This window comes from Alloacidobacterium dinghuense (assembly GCF_014274465.1).
GTDB lineage: Bacteria > Acidobacteriota > Terriglobia > Terriglobales > Acidobacteriaceae > Alloacidobacterium > Alloacidobacterium dinghuense.
In genome coordinates, this window is the sequence record NZ_CP060394.1 from 1,622,444 (window position 1) to 1,638,802 (window position 16,359).

The 16,359-nt window shown below is 56.6% G+C and carries 12 protein-coding genes; 9 read left to right on the forward strand and 3 right to left on the reverse strand.

The window, feature by feature from the left end; genetic code table 11:
* Positions 1 to 154 precede the first annotated feature (154 nt).
* The 4 genes from pstC to phoU are packed head-to-tail and all read left to right on the forward strand — an operon-like array spanning position 155 to position 3,513.
* Positions 155 to 1,180, forward strand: a complete 1,026-nt coding sequence (pstC, locus tag H7849_RS06465; RefSeq protein ID WP_251106652.1) for a phosphate ABC transporter permease subunit PstC — start codon at positions 155 to 157, stop codon at positions 1,178 to 1,180.
* 21 nt (positions 1,181 to 1,201) lie between these two features.
* Positions 1,202 to 2,077: a phosphate ABC transporter permease PstA gene (gene pstA, locus H7849_RS06470; RefSeq protein ID WP_186745113.1), complete on the forward strand. Its 876-nt coding sequence runs from the start codon at positions 1,202 to 1,204 to the stop codon at positions 2,075 to 2,077.
* On the forward strand, positions 2,078 to 2,836 hold the full coding sequence (gene pstB / locus H7849_RS06475; protein WP_186745115.1) for a phosphate ABC transporter ATP-binding protein PstB: 759 nt from the start codon (positions 2,078 to 2,080) through the stop codon (positions 2,834 to 2,836).
* Complete coding sequence (phoU, locus tag H7849_RS06480) at positions 2,836 to 3,513, forward strand: phosphate signaling complex protein PhoU (RefSeq protein ID WP_186747250.1); 678 nt, start codon at positions 2,836 to 2,838, stop codon at positions 3,511 to 3,513. The genes pstB and phoU overlap by 1 nt, the downstream gene beginning before the upstream one ends.
* Positions 3,514 to 3,933: 420 nt before the next feature.
* Here phoU and H7849_RS06485 read toward each other — a convergent pair whose 3' ends face one another.
* Positions 3,934 to 4,389, reverse strand: coding sequence for an NUDIX hydrolase (locus H7849_RS06485; protein ID WP_186745117.1), 456 nt, complete (start codon positions 4,387 to 4,389; stop codon positions 3,934 to 3,936).
* Between the two features lie 201 nt (positions 4,390 to 4,590).
* On the opposite strand from H7849_RS06485, the gene H7849_RS06490 reads away from it, so the two are divergent.
* The gene (locus tag H7849_RS06490; RefSeq protein WP_186745119.1) at positions 4,591 to 5,697 is read left to right on the forward strand and encodes a hypothetical protein; all 1,107 of its coding nucleotides are present in this window, start codon (positions 4,591 to 4,593) and stop codon (positions 5,695 to 5,697) included.
* A gap of 470 nt (positions 5,698 to 6,167) precedes the next feature.
* Here H7849_RS06490 and H7849_RS06495 read toward each other — a convergent pair whose 3' ends face one another.
* Together H7849_RS06495 and H7849_RS06500 are read right to left on the reverse strand one after the other, a co-directional pair.
* Positions 6,168 to 9,743 (reverse strand): UvrD-helicase domain-containing protein, encoded by a 3,576-nt coding sequence (locus H7849_RS06495; protein WP_186745120.1) that lies wholly within the window; start codon positions 9,741 to 9,743, stop codon positions 6,168 to 6,170.
* A complete protein-coding gene (locus tag H7849_RS06500) occupies positions 9,736 to 12,453 on the reverse strand; it encodes a PD-(D/E)XK nuclease family protein (RefSeq protein ID WP_186745121.1) in 2,718 nt (905 codons plus the stop codon). The genes H7849_RS06495 and H7849_RS06500 overlap by 8 nt, the downstream gene beginning before the upstream one ends.
* Positions 12,454 to 12,558: 105 nt before the next feature.
* Between H7849_RS06500 and H7849_RS06505 the strand changes: the two genes are divergently transcribed.
* From H7849_RS06505 to H7849_RS06520, 4 genes are all read left to right on the forward strand, one after another.
* Complete coding sequence (locus tag H7849_RS06505; RefSeq protein ID WP_251106653.1) at positions 12,559 to 13,428, forward strand: SCO family protein; 870 nt, start codon at positions 12,559 to 12,561, stop codon at positions 13,426 to 13,428.
* A complete protein-coding gene (locus tag H7849_RS06510) occupies positions 13,425 to 13,934 on the forward strand; it encodes a gluconokinase (RefSeq protein ID WP_186745122.1) in 510 nt (169 codons plus the stop codon). The genes H7849_RS06505 and H7849_RS06510 overlap by 4 nt, the downstream gene beginning before the upstream one ends.
* Before the next feature lie 83 nt (positions 13,935 to 14,017).
* Entirely contained in the window at positions 14,018 to 14,392 is a 375-nt protein-coding gene (locus H7849_RS06515; RefSeq protein WP_186745123.1) for a hypothetical protein, read from the forward strand.
* Between the two features lie 6 nt (positions 14,393 to 14,398).
* Positions 14,399 to 16,285: an ABC transporter ATP-binding protein gene (locus H7849_RS06520; protein ID WP_186745124.1), complete on the forward strand. Its 1,887-nt coding sequence runs from the start codon at positions 14,399 to 14,401 to the stop codon at positions 16,283 to 16,285.
* Positions 16,286 to 16,359: the final 74 nt, after the last annotated feature.

Sequence of the window (16,359 nt, forward strand, 5' to 3'; positions counted from 1 at the left end):
CATACCTGCCCTCGCACTTTTCTGCCCTCTTTCCACTACAATGGACCTCCAAAGGCACGATTATTTCCTTATTTTTCAAAGCGTTTAACGCTCTATTCAAAATCGCTGACTAAGGTATTGAGTGGTGAATCCCAAGCTTCAACAGGAAGTTCGCGTGTCCGGTCCGCCTATCGTTCCAATCCCATCGCCGGCGACCTCGACCACGGAGGCAGCAAGCTCCGCCCCATCGCCTGTCCGCAAATTCCTGACTGAACGGGGCAGTTCCGCCCTGGGTGACCACGCTTTTCGCTGGATCATGCTGCTCTGCGCCCTCGTGATCTTCGCCATTGTCGGCCTGATCCTCTGGGAACTCGTTGCCCGATCCCAGCTGACGATCTCAAAGTTCGGCTTGAGTTTCTTCTTCAAGCAGGCGTGGGACCCGGTCAGCGGCGATTACGGCGCATGGCCCTTTATCTACGGGACGCTGGTGTCCTCGTTGGTCTCCCTGATCATCGCCGTACCGCTCGCCGTGGGCGTTGCCGTCTTCCTCACCGAGATGTGCCCCAAATTCCTGCGCGGCCCGCTGTCCTTCCTTACCGAGTTGCTCGCAGCAATTCCCAGCGTTGTCTACGGCCTCTGGGCAGTATTTGTCCTCGTGCCGCTTCTTCGCGAGCATGTGAATCCGGTGCTGATGAAGACCCTCGGCTGGACCGGCTTCTTCGCCGGGCCCAATTACGGCATTGGCATGCTGGCTGCCGGAGTCATCCTCGCCATCATGATTCTCCCCATCATTTCGTCGCTCACGCGCGAAGTGATGACCGCCGTGCCGCATACGCAGCGTGAAGCCGTGCTGGCGCTCGGCGCAACCCGATGGGAGATGATCCGCATGGGCGTGCTGCGCAATGCGCGCATCGGCATCGTCGGATCCATCATTCTCGGCCTTGGCCGCGCCCTCGGCGAGACGATGGCCGTCACCATGGTCATTGGTAACCGGCCCGAAATCGTCAAGTCGCTCCTCGGCCTCGGTTACAGCATGTCCAGCGTCATCGCCAACGAGTTCAGCGAAGCCTCTGACGATTTGTACCTCAGTGCGTTGATCGAGATCGGTCTTGCGCTCTTCATCGTCACCATTATTGTAAACGCAATCGCGCGCCTGCTGGTGTGGGCCGTCACGCGCGGTGCGCCGCCTCGGGTCGCTTAACAGGAACGGAAAACAGTAGTCATGGCTTTACCGCAAAAATCGAGCAAAGCGAACCAAGCCTGGCGCATGTTTGCCAATCATGCCGCTACGGGGCTAGCCATTCTGAGCACGATTCTCGTAGTCGCGCCCCTGGTCGCCATCTTTGCCTATCTGCTCTACAAAGGAGCCAGCTCACTCAATCTGGCTTTCTTCACCCAGGTTCCCAAGCCCGTTGGAGAAGCGGGTGGCGGCATGGCCAACGCCATCCTCGGCTCAGGAATTCTTCTCGCGCTTGGCAGCCTTCTCGGCGTTCCGGTTGGCATCGCCGCCGGCATCTATCTAGCCGAGTTCGGACGAGGCGGCAGGCTAGCCAATTTCGTTCGCTTCACCGCCGACGTCCTCAACGGCGTGCCGTCAATCGTCATGGGCATCTCGGTCTACTCTCTGATCGTATTGCCGCAGAAACATTTTTCCGCGCTCTCCGGTGGCGTAGCGCTCGGCATCATGATGATCCCCACCATCACGCGCACCACGGAAGAAATGCTGCTGATGGTTCCCAATGCGATCCGCGAAGCCGCTCTCGGTCTTGGCGTTCCCAACTGGCGATCGGTGCTCTCGATCACCCTCAAGACCGCATCCCCCGGCGTTATCACCGGATGCATGCTTGCCTTCGCGCGCGTCGCCGGTGAAACCGCGCCGCTGCTCTTCACCGCGTTCGGCAACCAGTTCTGGAGCGCGAACGTCAACCAGCCCATCGCTGCGCTGCCGCTGCAAATCTACGTCTACGCCATCTCCCCCTATGACGAATGGCACCGCCTGGCATGGGCCGGCGCTTTGGTGCTTATTCTGTTAATCGTCGTCTCAGTGTCGCTCGTGCGTTATGTCACCACGCGCGGCGTCTTGAAGGGAGCAAGTTAAGTGAGTGTCGGAATCCAAGTTTCACAGTTCAATGCGTGGTACGGGACCAACCACGCGCTGCACGACATCAACCTGAACATTCCGGCAAATCAAGCCACGGCGCTCATCGGCCCTTCCGGTTGCGGCAAGTCCACCTTCGTGCGCTGCATCAACCGCATGCATGAGACGAACCCCATCGCAAGAGCCGCCGGTACCATCCGCATTGGCGACCTCGACATCTATAACGACGTCTCGCCAGTCGAGGTCCGCCGCCGCATCGGCATGGTCTTCCAGCGCCCCAATCCATTTCCCACCATGTCCATTTACGACAATGTAGCCTCTGGCCTGCGTTTAAATGGCTACCGCAATCGTCGAGTACTCGATGAAGTAGTGGAGCGCTCGCTGAAGCAGGCTGCACTTTTTGACGAAGTCAAAGACGATTTGAAGAAGAAATCCGGTGCCAGCCTCTCCGGTGGACAGCAACAGCGCCTCTGCATCGCCCGCGCCCTTGCTGTCGATCCCGAAGTCCTGCTCATGGATGAGCCGGCTTCAGCACTCGATCCTGTTTCAACGGCGAAAATTGAAGACTTGATTTTCCAGCTCAAATCGCAGTACACCATCGTCATCGTGACCCACAACATGCAGCAGGCCGCGCGTGTGGCCGAGCGCACTGGTTTCTTTTTGAACGGCAGACTTGTTGAGTTTGATTCGACTCACAAGATTTTCACAAATCCCGGGGACAAGAGGACGGAAGATTACATTACGGGTAGATTTGGATGATGCGTCTTCGTTTTCACAAGAGCCTTGATGATCTCAAAGAAAAACTGCTGATCGTAGCCGGCATGGCCGAGCAGGCGATCCAGCGTGCAGTAGAAGCCTATCGCACGCGCGACCTTTCCATCTGCGATCTCGTCGATCGCAGCGAAATGGCCATCAATCGCCTCGAGCGCGAGATCGACCAGATGGCGCTCGATCTCCTTGCCATGGAACAGCCCATGGCCATCGACCTCCGCTTCATTCTTGCCGTCATCAAAATCAATGCCGACGTCGAGCGCGTCGGAGATTCCGCCGTCAACATCATCGAGCGCGTCCGCGATCTGCAGGCGTATCCGGCCGTCGATCTTCCCATCGACATTCCGCGCATGGCGAACCTCGCAGCGGGGATGGTGCGCAAGTCGCTGCAGTCCTTTATCGAAGCCGATGCCGCGATGGCGAATTCCGTTCTCTCCATGGACGACGACGTCGACAAGCTGAACGAGACAACTTACTACGCTCTGCTGAATGTGATGAAGGAGCAGCCGCAGCTTACGCCGCAGGCGCTAGACGCGCTGGTCATCGCCCGCAGCCTCGAACGCGTCGCCGACCACGCCACCAACATTGCCGAAGATGTCATCTTCTGGGTACAGGGCTCCGACGTGCGCCACCACATGAGCGTAGTCGACGGCTCCCGCCGCTGACACCAACCAGAGTTGTCCGTTGGTTTGAGTCGTCATTCTGACGACCAACGGGAGGAAGAATCTCATCGATGAAGAATCAGCCTCACAGACAGCGTCTTGCGGCACGAAAATGGGTGCCCCATCCTTTGCGTAGCAAAGGGTGGGAAAGCACGAACCCGAATCAGCCTCACAGACAGCGTCTTGCAGCACGAAAATGGGTGCCCCATCCTTTGCGTAGCAAAGGGTGGGAAAGCACGAACCCGAATCAGCCTCACAGACAGCGTCTTGCAGCACGAAAATGGGTGCCCCATCCTTTGCGTAGCAAAGGGTGGGAAAGCACGAACCCGAATCAGCCTCACAGGACAGCGTCTTGCAATACGAAAAACGGGTGCCCCATCCTTTGCATAGCAAAGGGTGGGAAAGCACGAACCCAAATCAGCCTCACACTAACTCAATCAATCTTTCCAGAAAAGCCCTCTGTCCAGCCAGTATCCGCTCCCGAGCCGCATCCAGAGAGAACCACCCCCACCGATCCACCTCGGGAAACTCAGCCATGCGCCCAGAGCGCGGCGGCCACTCCATTGAAAACGTATTACTCTTGAGCGCAGACGAATCGCAATCTCCCTCAACACCCCACGCCGTCACAATCTTTCCGCCAGCCTGCTTCACCTCACCCAGCGCAACAAAATCGCCAGAAGGCACAACGCCGGACTCTTCCTCGAACTCGCGCTTCGCAGCCTGCAGCGCATCCTCGTCGGAATCAAACTCGCCTTTCGGAATCGACCACGCGCCCAAATCCTTCTTCGCCCAGAAGGGCCCACCCGGATGCGCCAGCAAAACTTCCATCCGGTCTTCGCGGCGACGATACATCAATAAACCCGCACTGCGCTTCGGCATAACAGCCAGTATCCCAAAAATCTCGTCATCCCGAGCGAAGCCGAAGGACCTGCGGTTTGCATCGAGCGGCACGAAAAGCGAGTGCCCCATCCTTTGCATAGCAAAGGGTGGGAAAGTACGAACCCAACCTCACCAGTCCATCGCAGCCAAAGTTGGATGCCTCTATAGAATGAGTCTGACAGACAGAACTGAGGACACCACATGGAGACAACTCCAACCACGCACAATGACCAGCTATGTGGCTCTGTCCTCGTCCTCATTCAGTTCGACGTGTGCGAAGAGATCCGCCTCGACCGCCTGCGCGAAATCTTCAGTGCCCAAACCGTGCAAAAGCCGCCGCTCAAGCACGCGCTCCCCAACTACGTCCGCTACCAGCGCCCGCCCGTTATCGAAACAGCAGAAACACTCGTGCTCGAAACCGGAGAACGCCTCCACGGACAGATGAAGTATTACGACTATGGCGTCGTCAGCGTCATCTTCGAACTCCCGTTTGTCGGCGACTGGCAAAAGCTCGTCCAGCTTTCCAGCCGATGGGTCTGGGATGTGGACTTCTCCGCGCACGCCCGGCGTATCGCGCAAAAGCGCCTGGAACAGGCAACAGCAGCGCTGGTGAAACCCTACAAGGAATGGCTCGATGAAGACTACTTCATCTTCCACGTGCGCGAGTTGTCCGAATCCCCCACGGCAACTGCTTTAGTACAGCATCGCGGAAAAGAGATCTCCCAGATCGTGCGCGGCGACCTGACCGAATTGTCAGAAAGCGAGCGGCAGGAGGTCCTGCAATCGGGAATTTCCTACAGCGTCAAAGACCTCGCCGTCATTGGCTGGAACGCGGCGTTTCTCTACGACACGCCTGTCGGAGCCGAAACCGCGATCCAACTCCTCGAATACGCAAATTCCCAGCTCCTCGAATTCCGCCACTACGACGACCTGCTCACAAATGAACTCGACGGCGTCTACAACTCACTCGAAGAGGGAACCGGCATCTTCGCCCGCTGGCGGCTGGCACGCTCCGCCACAAAGCTGAATACCGTCCTGCTCGAAGTCACCGAATTAACCGAACACGCCGACAACGCCATCAAGTTTCTCAGCGACATGTTCTCGGCGCGTCTCTACAAACTGGCCGCCTCCAAGGTCGGCGTGCCCGACTACAAGAACCTCGTCACCAACAAAGTCCAGACCGCCCGCGAGCTCTATCACTTCATGGTCGACCAGTTCAATCAGAGCCGAGCTTTCTTCCTCGAACTCACCGTCGTCATCATCCTGGTCATCGAGCTCTTCTATCTCTTCCGCGGCCATCCCATGTAGGTGCTCGATCCCAAAAAGCTTGTCAAGCCCCTGGCAGCAAAGAAAATAATGGTGATCCCTTTGACTGAGGTTGGAGTTGAACCGTTTGTCCTGCGAAGCAGGACGGCGGTGAAAGAGCGGGCTTCAGCCCCGCGTTAGGCCCAACAATGAAGGGGCTTCAGCCCCCGGGCTTTTGCCCTGCCTCTCCTTTGTCAAGGGGATGATCAATAAGAAAATTCCTAACTGAAACAAAAGAAACGAGATAAATCGCCACTCGTTTGGCGTGTTATTTCGCTAAAGTTGCTACCATAGAAATAGGGGACGAATTTTCACGGAGCTGTCAGGGCGAAATACGCGGACCCTCCGCTAAGTCATTGAAAACACTATAACCCACTTAACCCTTTTCGAATCATATACATGAGGGGGGATGATCCCCCCGTAAGTGATTGAAAAATATGGAAAGAGGAACCGAAACATGGGGGAGGGGGAGGTCAGCCCGCCCAATGCCTGAATCGACCCATTCGAGGAAAATAAAGCCCAAACCGCAATGCTAGATTCTTTCCGTGAAGCTGGCAAAGTGCGCGTCCATACGACGCAAGCTGTGGTTCATAGAACGTGCGCTGCTCGGCAAGAAAGCCCTCAATATCAGTCCCGGAATAAAGCGCAGTCTTGTAATCCACTATCCAGAAATAGTCCGAACCTTCCTGGAGCGGTTCAGCCCCCGCGCGAAAGACGCGGTCCGCCCGAAGCGTCTGCAATCTGCCATCGACCCACCCTGTCCACGATGCCTCCGACTGCGCCCCCGGATGCGGACCGAGCAGCCAGCGTCCAGTCGCGTCCGCAGCCGATGACTCCGCCGCGGCGAGGATATCGGTCAGTGTTGCCGCCGACTGATCTGCAGGAAAGGCGGCAGCCCGTAGCATGGTTGTAGCCTGCGGCTGAAGCAGCGTGCGTATTTCACCGCCTGAAATCCCCGGATTTTGCACGAAAAGCCTGCTTAAACGCTCCAAAAGTGCATGAATCACGCTGCCAATGACGCGTTGTTGACGCGACCCTTCCGGTCGTTCGAACGGTTCACGATCATCCGCAATACCGGACAATGTGCTCGCGACAGTTACATTTGCTCTAGCGGCCGGAATGACGAGATCGGAGGGCAAGCGCCGCAAAACGAGCGGAGGATGCGCCGGAGCAGCAACCGCCGCAATGTCCACCACGCCCGGCTGCGGAGCCGACGGAAACGGAATGACAATCTGCTTCGACTGTGCCTGATAGACCGATTCAAACTCCGTCTGTAGAGCAGGCCACGCTGTAGCCAGCAAGCTGTCCGGCCATCCAGGCTCAAGCGAGCCTTTGAGGCCAATCACTGCTGTGCCGAAGAGATGCAGTTCGCGCCGCGCCCGCGTGCAGGCAACATAGAAGACGCGCTTGCGCTCTTCATCCTCGCGCATCTGGCGCTGCTTCCGCACCCACTGATACAGCGGATGCGTATCCTCGCCCTTGCTGCCGATGGGCGCCACCAGCAACTCATCCACATCCGGATTGTCGATACTCACCCGCTCCAGCATGCAGATCAGCTGCTGCCGGTCACGGCCAGTGCTTCGATCCAGGCCCGGCGCCAGCACCACATCAAACCCCAATCCCTTGGCCTTATGGATGGTCATCAACTGCACCCCGAACCGCTCGCTGGCACGCGGGTCAGGCTGGGAGAACAGGCGGCTGAGCTTATGATCGAACCCTTCGCTCAGGCACTCAATCCCATCCGGCGCGACGGTATCGAGCATTGTGAAGAAGACGCGCACATTCTCCCGCTGCTGCTCGTCCAGGCAAAGGGGGCCACCCAGGCTATGCCACACCCGCTCAATCCACCCCGCCAATGAAGGAGATTGATCCATCCGATAGCGAACCTCAAGCGCCCGCGTCAGCACAGCGTATGTGCGACGCAACCGCTCCTGTCCATCCTCGCTTAGCAGTGGCAAACGTTCTTCGATGAGTTGCTGCACTGGATGAAGGGCAAACTGCTTGTCATCGCTCCCGCAGAGAATATACAGATCCTGCAGCGTCAGTCCGCACCATGGCGCACGCAACACTGACAGCCACGCAATGCGATCCATCGGATGCAGCAGTGCGCGGATCAGTGAAAGCAGGTCGAGAATCTCCTGCCGCTCAGAAAGTGTCTCCAGCTCAACGGAGCGAAAGGGAATATTGTTCTCATGCAGCTTCTGCGCAATCAACGCCAGATGTTGTCGCGCACGCGCCAGCACCGCAACCGTGTAGGACTTATCGGGATCCGCAGTAAGTGCCGCTTTCTGGACACGTGGCAGATGTTCCTGAATCGTGCACAGTAGTTGCTCTGCTTCATGCTCACGCGCTTCAGCAAGCGCATCTTCGTCTCCGCGTGGCACGAACTGTGGATGAAGATGAATGGATTTCCCGGGAAGCGCCTTGCTGACAGCCTGGGACGCAGAGAACGGAACAGCGGCAGCGCCTGCCGTACGAGTTCTGGCGAAGATCTTGTCAAAGTAATCGTTCAAAGGATCGGTCAGTCCGCCATGCGATCGAAAATTCGCAGTGAGTTGAAGTGGTGTGCAAGGATGCTGCTGCCCGGCAGTCACGACGCCATGCTGTCGCACTTGTTCAAACAACTCGACCTCGGCCTGGCGAAACATGTAGATCGACTGCATTGGATCGCCTACAAAAAAACAGGTGCGCCCGTCCCCTTGATTCCATGCGCGGAGCAGCGCGCGCACGAGCAAGTGTTGGCGGCGTGATGTGTCTTGAAACTCGTCTACGAGCAAGTGCCTCACACGCTCGCTGACGCTGAGAACACGTTCGCTCGGATGCTCCTGCTCAAGTACATGCAGCGCGGATATCCCGAGTTCTACGAAGTCGACTGCGTTCTCTTCCGCAAAAAGAACACGCAATTCAGCGGCTGCGTAGTGAAGAACTGTAAATAGATTCCGTAGTGTTTGCCACTGATCGCTGTCATATCGAGGTGGTGGTAAATTACGGATGGCGCAAAGAGACTCGCGCAGTCCATCGTACTGTGAAAGACGGCCGATGAGCGACATCATCCGATCTTTGTATTGCTGTTCGACCGAATCTTTGCGGCGGATTGTTGATGGAGGGAATCCTTCTTTCGCTGTGACTTGCTTGCGCCATGCATCGTTGCTCTTCGTCAGCAGAAGACAGCAAATACATATCCACTGATCAAAGAACTTTTCATTCGGCCCGGGTAAAGTGCGTATGTGAGAGATCGCTCGAAGATCGATATCTGACTGGTTTCGAGCCGCATAGCTTGCCAATTCGACCAACTCATCTGCAACGATCGCTTCTGAGCTGAGAATGGTATGAACCTTCCTCAGAACGCGATTGATCGCACGACGGAAGGGCGCTTCGAATTGCAAGCGTGCCTCATCCCAGTCTTCTGCGGTGAGTTGACGATTCAGCGGGAGCGTGTGGATCCACTGATCTCTGTGCGCCAGCATTTCCGCGATGAGGCGCTGCGTATCTTGCAGATTGTTATCGCGCAACTGAAGAAACTGCGTGAGTGCGGCATGCAACTCACGATTCCGTCCACCAAGGTTGGCAAGCGTGCGACGTGCCGCATTCTGATAAAGTGGCAGCGCATTTTCCTGCGGTTGTAGCTGCCCACCCATGCGTGCCAGCAACGGTTGTTCGTGGGCGACGCGCATGCAGAGCGAGTCAATCGTCTGGATGTCGAGACGGTGAGGCTGGTCCAGCAGATTCCAGCCTCGCTTCTCGGCGTGCGCCAGCGCGGCCCGCGCCGATACGAGAAGGACATCATCGGCATCCGAAACACGGCTGCTGGCCGCCTCTTCCAGTTTCTTCAGCACGCGTGAGCGCATTTCTGCTGTTGCCGCGCGAGTGAAAGTGATGGCCAAAATCTGTTCCGGTTCATCCACATGTGCAAGCAGCTTGAGAAAGCGATGCGTAAGCAGCTCAGTCTTGCCAGAGCCGGCGGGTGCCTGCACAATATAGGACGCCTCAGTGCTCAGCGCTTCGTCGCGTGCGCCTTGGTCAGGAGGCGTAAGGCGAAGGTCAGGCATTCTCGGTCTCCGACTCATCGGGTTCATTCGCCAGACCGGCTTCTGCCACACGACACAAACCCGGCAGCTCGCAATACATGCAGGTGTCGGCGCGGCGTTTGGGATCCACGGATGCCTCACCGTGCAGGAATTCTTCTGCCAGCTGGTGCAGCGCCTGTTGCCACGCATCATGCATGTTGTTGTCATAGGGCTGACTGACGAGTGAGCTCGACGCAGTCAAATCAGCCATCAGATTTTGATGTGCATTTGCGGCGCGACCAACGAATACTGGTTTGCCAGCTCGAATCTGCGCAAAAACAAGTCCGCTGACTCGCTCGACGTTTCCGTGCACCGCGTAGAGAGGGAGCTGCGGCTCATCGAGTCGCTCTCCCTTCCATGCTGACGGTGATACTTCCCCGGTCTTGTAATCAATGAGAACGTGCGAACTGTCAGGAAGCTCGTCGATGCGATCAGCGCGCAGGTTCAGCTTCAACTCACCGACGCTTACGTCTCTCAATCTCTCCTCTCGTTTCGCAACAATGAAAGGCTGACGCATTGCTTCGTACATCATCCAATCGTGCAGACGGACAAGTAATCTCTGCTGTTCAGACTCAAGGTAAGCCTGCATCCAGCTATCTTCTGAATGCTCATGAACGAGTCTCCGAAAAGCATTTCCGATGTGATAGCGTAAGGCTTCATCGAGACGTTGCGCTGCTACCACACTCTTGAGGTCGTCGAGAGAGATCATGCGAAACGGCTCAGGCGTCTCAGGAGACCAGATGGCTTCCAGAATGGAATGCAGTAAGCTTCCGCGTTGCGCCGCATCAAGACCCCACTCCGTGCGGTTCAGCGGCTGCGCGGCTAGTCTGCGCATGCCAAATGCGCGAAACGGGCAAGCCGACTGATCTCTCAGTACGTCCGCACCGCCCGCGACGCGCTCGACTGGCCAAGCTGCAATCTGCGAGGCAACGATCGCCGACTCGGACTCAAGATGTAAAGGTTTGGATTCTGGGACACCGATTCGCGCGCGAAACTCGGCAGCCGAGACCGCATCTATGTTGTCGTCGAAGATCGCAGCAAGGATTGGAGAGGGTCGAAGCTCACCCTCCTTGTTCTGCCGCGCATAGCTGAAAATGCACTCCCGAGCGTTGTCCGCGATCCGCCGCGTCACGATGAGAGCGATTTCGGTGTCGGTGGCGGCATCACAGTGCGGCATCCTTGCCTGTCGCTGCAGTGTAAGCGGCAGCAGCGGATGTGGCCTACCCGTCTGCGGCCACCGGGTATCATCGACACCGAGAAACCAGATTGCGTCGAACGTCTGCCCAGATGATTCAAAAGCGCCAAGGATCTGTATCGGAGCGTGATGGGACTCCGCGGAAAAAGTCGTCTCATTGGCGTGCCTGTCCAGAGTACGTAGAAATTCTGAATAAGTGATTGTCCGGCCAGCGAAGTCGAGTAGAGAGATTTCGTCCAGCAGTCTGAGCCAGCGTTGTTGTGCCTGGAATTGCACGCTATCGGGAGCGCGGAAACCGGGCCATTCCGCGAGTTGCAGGAATCGAGTAACCAGTTCGCTCCAACTCCCATAGGCGTGAGTGCTCGTCTGCATGCGGCCTTCGTCAGTCGCTTTCAGCAGTTTTGCCAGACATTTGGAAAAATGAGTTGAAGCATTGCGCTTAACGAAGGCTCTGAGCGAGACTTCAGGGGACAATGCCCCGGAATCGCGTTGCTTAAAATCCTGCTTTGCCAGATCGAGAATCTCGCCACGGTTGCCGTGAAAGAAACCCGAGAGCAGGAGCCACGAAATGTCTTCTTCGAGCAGCGGTTCGCTGATCCAACGCAACAGAAGGAGTGCTGCGCGGATAAGGGGGATCGTTGCCAGTGGTGTGCCGAGCGAAAATTCAAACGGCATCGCCGCCGTGTCATTTGCCAGATCGAGAGATTGTGGCATCAACACGTTGCGGAAGACACGATCAGCTTCTGCGCGAATATTACTGACATCCGGCGCGACCACACCAATACGGATATTTGGGTCGCTCTCCAGTCTTTGCCTGCACCACTCGGCACACGTGAGCAATTCTTCGCGGGCTTCGTTTGCGACAAGAAGCAACTTGTTAGCGGTCTTCACAGGTGCTGGCAGGGCTACGTCAACCACGATACCGGCATCGCGGAGGTGTTGTAGTAGTGATTGTTGGGCCGGTGTGAAATGATCGAAGCCCACCAGAAGAACGTGTTTGGGCAGAGTGTCGGCTCGGTATGCTTGAGAGACTAGAGATTCGATTTTGCTGCGACTCACCCAGTTGTGATTGCTACAGAGTTGATCGAATTGTTTTGTCCATTGGCGAAAGTGTTCTGCATCCGACTCAAACCAGGCGTTGCTTCGTCTCTCATGCTGCTGATACTCACTGAGGCGCGCATAGGCGCTTTGAGCCAGGGAGGCTAGTGCTTCGGGTGACACGACAAGATTTGCATCGCTTTGTTGCACATGCATCCATAAGGTCTGTTCCTGAAGCGACGTAAGCAACAGAGGAGCACTTGTGTCTAAAAAGCTGTATTCCTGCCAAAGACGAGCCAGCCAGGTATCCCAATCGAAAATTGCCGGCGTCGACCACATTGAGAGACGAGCTGCTCGCTGGTGCTCTCCATGTCTCAGTATCAAAGCACGTGCCGCGCGGGCATTTGCTGTGATCACCACTGCACCGCCTGCGAGAGCATTCAGAATGTCATCCGTCAAGTTTGGCGGTGGCTGCGAGTCAAATAGTGGGAGCACTCTAAAAGTGTAAACTGAGCTGTGACCCGGTCTTTTTTGTCCTTGTGTGTAGCTGTTGCAGTTCTTTGCGTGCTTCCAATCGGTTGCCGCCAACCTACGAATTCAGAAGTTGCGCAGTCAGCGTCGGGTGAGGCTAACGCAAAGCACTATCCCGTGCGCGGCAAGATTGTGACCGTTGATGCGACGCATGGTGAGATTGTTCTGGATGCAGCTGCGATTCCCGGCTTTATGGACGCAATGACGATGCCATACAAACTCAAGAATCCCTCGATCATCAGCGAACTTCATCCCGGCGACAGCATCACGGCTACGCTGATCGCGACGGATAAGTCAGACTTGCTGGATGAGATTGTCGTCATTGCGCAGGCTAAGCCAGACTACAAGCCCAGCTTCTTTTACCATCCGATTCAGCCTGGCGATCAGCTGCCTGATTTCCACCTGCTGAACCAGAGCGATAAGCAGATTCGTCTGGCGCAGTTTCGAGGCAAGGTGCTGCTGATGACGTTCATCTATACGCGCTGTCCGCTAGCGGATTTCTGTCCGCGGATGAGCCGCAACTTTGCGCAGATCGATAAAGCGCTTGCCGCAGACCCGGCACTCTACAAAAAAACCCACCTGCTGAGTGTGAGCTTCGATCCCGATTACGACACGCCCCAGGTATTGCGCAGCTATGGCTCCTCTTACACTGGCAAATATACGAACGAGACGTTTGATCATTGGGATTTTGCCGCGCCGAGCAAAGCCGACTTGGCTCCTGTGCTGCGGTTCTTTGACGTGGGCGCGACGCCTGAGAAAGATCGCACGATTACGCATTCGCTCTCGACGCTTGTGATCGGGCCGGACGGTAAGGTTTTCAAGTGGTATCCAACGAATGACTGGACACCAGATCAGATTGTGAACGATGTGAAGCAGTTGGTTGGGCAGCAGGGGAAAGCATGATCCTTATCGTGATGGGTGTGAGTGGTTCGGGGAAGACGACGTTGGCGCAGATGCTCGTGAAGCTTACCGGTTGGCAGTTTGCTGAGGGTGATGATTATCACAGCGAAGCGAACCGACAAAAGATGCACTCTGGTATTCCTCTTACGGACGAAGATCGCGCACCTTGGCTGGCGACACTGCATGAGTTGATTTCTAAGTGGCATCTTCGCGGTGAAGACGGCATATTGACGTGCTCGGCGCTGAAGCAGACGTATCGCGAGACCCTGACGGCTGATCTGCCCATCGAGGCGTATCGATTTATCCTGACCGAAGCTCCGAAGGAAGTCATCTCGCAGCGGATGCATGCGCGGCACCATTTCATGCCCGCGGAATTGCTTGACAGCCAGATTGCAACGCTGGAACTTCCAGCAAATGCGCTGCGTGTGTCCGCTTTAGAGCCCCCTGAAGTCGCGGGTCGCAAGGTTCTGGAGACACTGGGGATTGCGACTTCGACTACAACAAATTGAGTCTTGCGGCCTTCCGGTGCGTCTGGAGAGTGTGCGCCTTCCGATGCTCTATGCTTAGATGAGCGGAGGCGTTCTCTTAAGGCATGGCAAAAACTACGGTCTGCTACGGCGTTGTCCTGATTCTTCTTGGCATCTTCGGCTTTGTTGCTACGGGGCATCATGCTCCAACGGCTCTGATTCCTGCTTTTGTAGGTTTGATTCTTGCGATCCTTGGTTTCCTTGCGATTACTGAGGATGCGAAGAAGCGCATGCTTTTCATGCATATTGCGGTGACTGTGGGGCTATTGGGTTTTCTGTCAACCATTCCATATGTTTACAAGTACATTCGCATGTTGCAGGGATGGCAATATCCTCGGCCAAGAGCCATTGAAGAAGCTACGGCAATGTCGGTCTTGCTGCTGATTTTTGTCATTTTCTGTGTGCGTTCGTTTATAGCCGCGCGCAGGGCGCGGGCTTAGGTTTCTATGGGTTCTATGCGGCCGGGTTCGATGTCGATGAAGGCTGAGCGCAGCGGCGGACACCGGAGCGCTATTCGCGCGGCGGCGGGTGATCAGCCGAAGAAAAAAACCGATTTCAAGAAGGTGCTTCCGGAAATCTGGAAGCTGGTTCGTCCGCGACGCGGCCTGCTGCTGTTCGGTCTCTGCCTGATGGCCGTGAATCGCGTGGCTGGACTGGTACTGCCGGCTTCTACCAAGTACCTCATCGACTCGGTTTTGCGCCCGCATCACCCTGAAAAGCTGCTTCCTCTCGTCGGTGTCGTCTTTGCGGCAACCGCGATTCAGGCGGCCACATCGTTCTCACTCACACAACTCCTCTCAAAGGCGGCACAGCGGATGATCGCTGAGCTGCGCAAGCAGGTGCAGCAGCATATCGGGCTGCTTCCGGTCAGTTTCTATGACAGCAACCGCACAGGCAATCTGGTCTCGCGCATCATGACGGATGTGGAAGGCGTCCGGAACCTGATTGGAACGGGGCTGGTCGACTTTCTGGGCGGCATTATGACGGCGATTCTGGCGTTTGGTCTGCTGATGCATACGAGCCGCAAGATCACGCTGATCGTGTTCGCTATCATCAGCTTTTTCGTTCTCATACTGCGGCGGGCCTTCAAGACGATTCGTCCCATCTTCCGCGAGCGTGGCAAGATCAATGCGGAAGTGACGGGGCGGCTGACTGAATCGCTTGGCGGTGTGCGGGTGGTGAAGGGCTACCATGCCGAATCGCGCGAGGCCGGGGTTTTTGCCCAGGGAGTGCAGCGGCTGCTCGACAATGTGATGCGCTCGCTGACGGCTACGAGCGCCATGTCGTTTATGGCGACGACTGTCATGGGGATCGTGGGCGCCATCGTGATGCTGCTGGGCGGGCGCGAGGTGCTGGCGCAGCGGATAACGCTTGGCGACTACTTCCAGTTCAACATGTTTCTCGCCTTCATGATCGCTCCGGTCTTTCAAATCGTGAACGTTGGCACGCAACTCACGGAGGCAGTTGCCGGGATGGATCGAACGGTCGAGATCCTGAACGAGATGGATGAGTTCAGCGACCCTCACCGCACGGAAACACTCGCTGAAATCAACGGTGACGTTGCGTTCGACGACGTCCGCTTCAGCTATGAGAAGGACAAGCCGGTGCTGCATGGCATCTCGTTTGAGGCACGGCCGGGCACGGTAACGGCTCTGGTTGGGTCGTCGGGTTCGGGGAAGTCGACGATCATCAGCCTGGTTTGCGGCTTCCATAACCCGGATTCAGGGCGGGTGCTGGTAGACGGTATTGATCTTTCGACGGTCAAGCTGGACTACTATCGCAGCCAGCTTGGCGTGGTGCTGCAGGAGTCGTTTCTTTTCGACGGGACCATTCGGGAGAATGTGGTGTTCTCGTATCCGGACGCGACCGAGCGGCAGTTTCTTGAAGCTTGCCGCATCGCCCGCGTCGACGAGTTTGCCGAGCGTTTTCCCGATGGCTACGACACGATCATCGGCGAGCGCGGTGTGAAGCTTTCAGGCGGGCAGCGCCAGCGGCTTTCGATTGCGCGCGCGATTCTTGCCGACCCGCGGATTCTGATTCTGGACGAGGCGACCTCGTCGCTCGATTCAGAGTCCGAGCAGATGATTCAGCACGGGCTGAGCTACCTGATGCAGGGGCGCACTACCTTTGTGATTGCGCACCGCCTGTCGACCATTCGCCGTGCCGACCAGATTCTGGTCGTCGAGGGCGGTTCAATTATCGAGCGTGGAACGCATGAGAGCCTGTATGCCCTTGGCGGGCGGTACTACGATCTCTACACGCGGCAACATGGGCTGGAGGCGAATCTGTTTCTTGCTCCAGGCGAGGGCGATACGGTCGAGGAGACTACCTGAAAACCCTCCCCCCATATTTTTGCTATATTCCTGATCCGAAGCGAGTTATGGGAGAATCTACTTGAGGTTTCACC

Coding starts and splice junctions, on each gene's coding strand:
- H7849_RS06495 (WP_186745120.1), bottom strand. CDS start 9,743: ATGCCTGACCTTCGCCTTACGCCTCCTGACCAAGGCGCACGCGACGAA.
- H7849_RS06515 (WP_186745123.1), top strand. CDS start 14,018: ATGGCAAAAACTACGGTCTGCTACGGCGTTGTCCTGATTCTTCTTGGC.
- H7849_RS06485 (WP_186745117.1), bottom strand. CDS start 4,389: ATGCCGAAGCGCAGTGCGGGTTTATTGATGTATCGTCGCCGCGAAGAC.
- phoU (WP_186747250.1), top strand. CDS start 2,836: ATGCGTCTTCGTTTTCACAAGAGCCTTGATGATCTCAAAGAAAAACTG.
- H7849_RS06510 (WP_186745122.1), top strand. CDS start 13,425: ATGATCCTTATCGTGATGGGTGTGAGTGGTTCGGGGAAGACGACGTTG.
- pstA (WP_186745113.1), top strand. CDS start 1,202: ATGGCTTTACCGCAAAAATCGAGCAAAGCGAACCAAGCCTGGCGCATG.
- H7849_RS06520 (WP_186745124.1), top strand. CDS start 14,399: ATGGGTTCTATGCGGCCGGGTTCGATGTCGATGAAGGCTGAGCGCAGC.
- H7849_RS06490 (WP_186745119.1), top strand. CDS start 4,591: ATGGAGACAACTCCAACCACGCACAATGACCAGCTATGTGGCTCTGTC.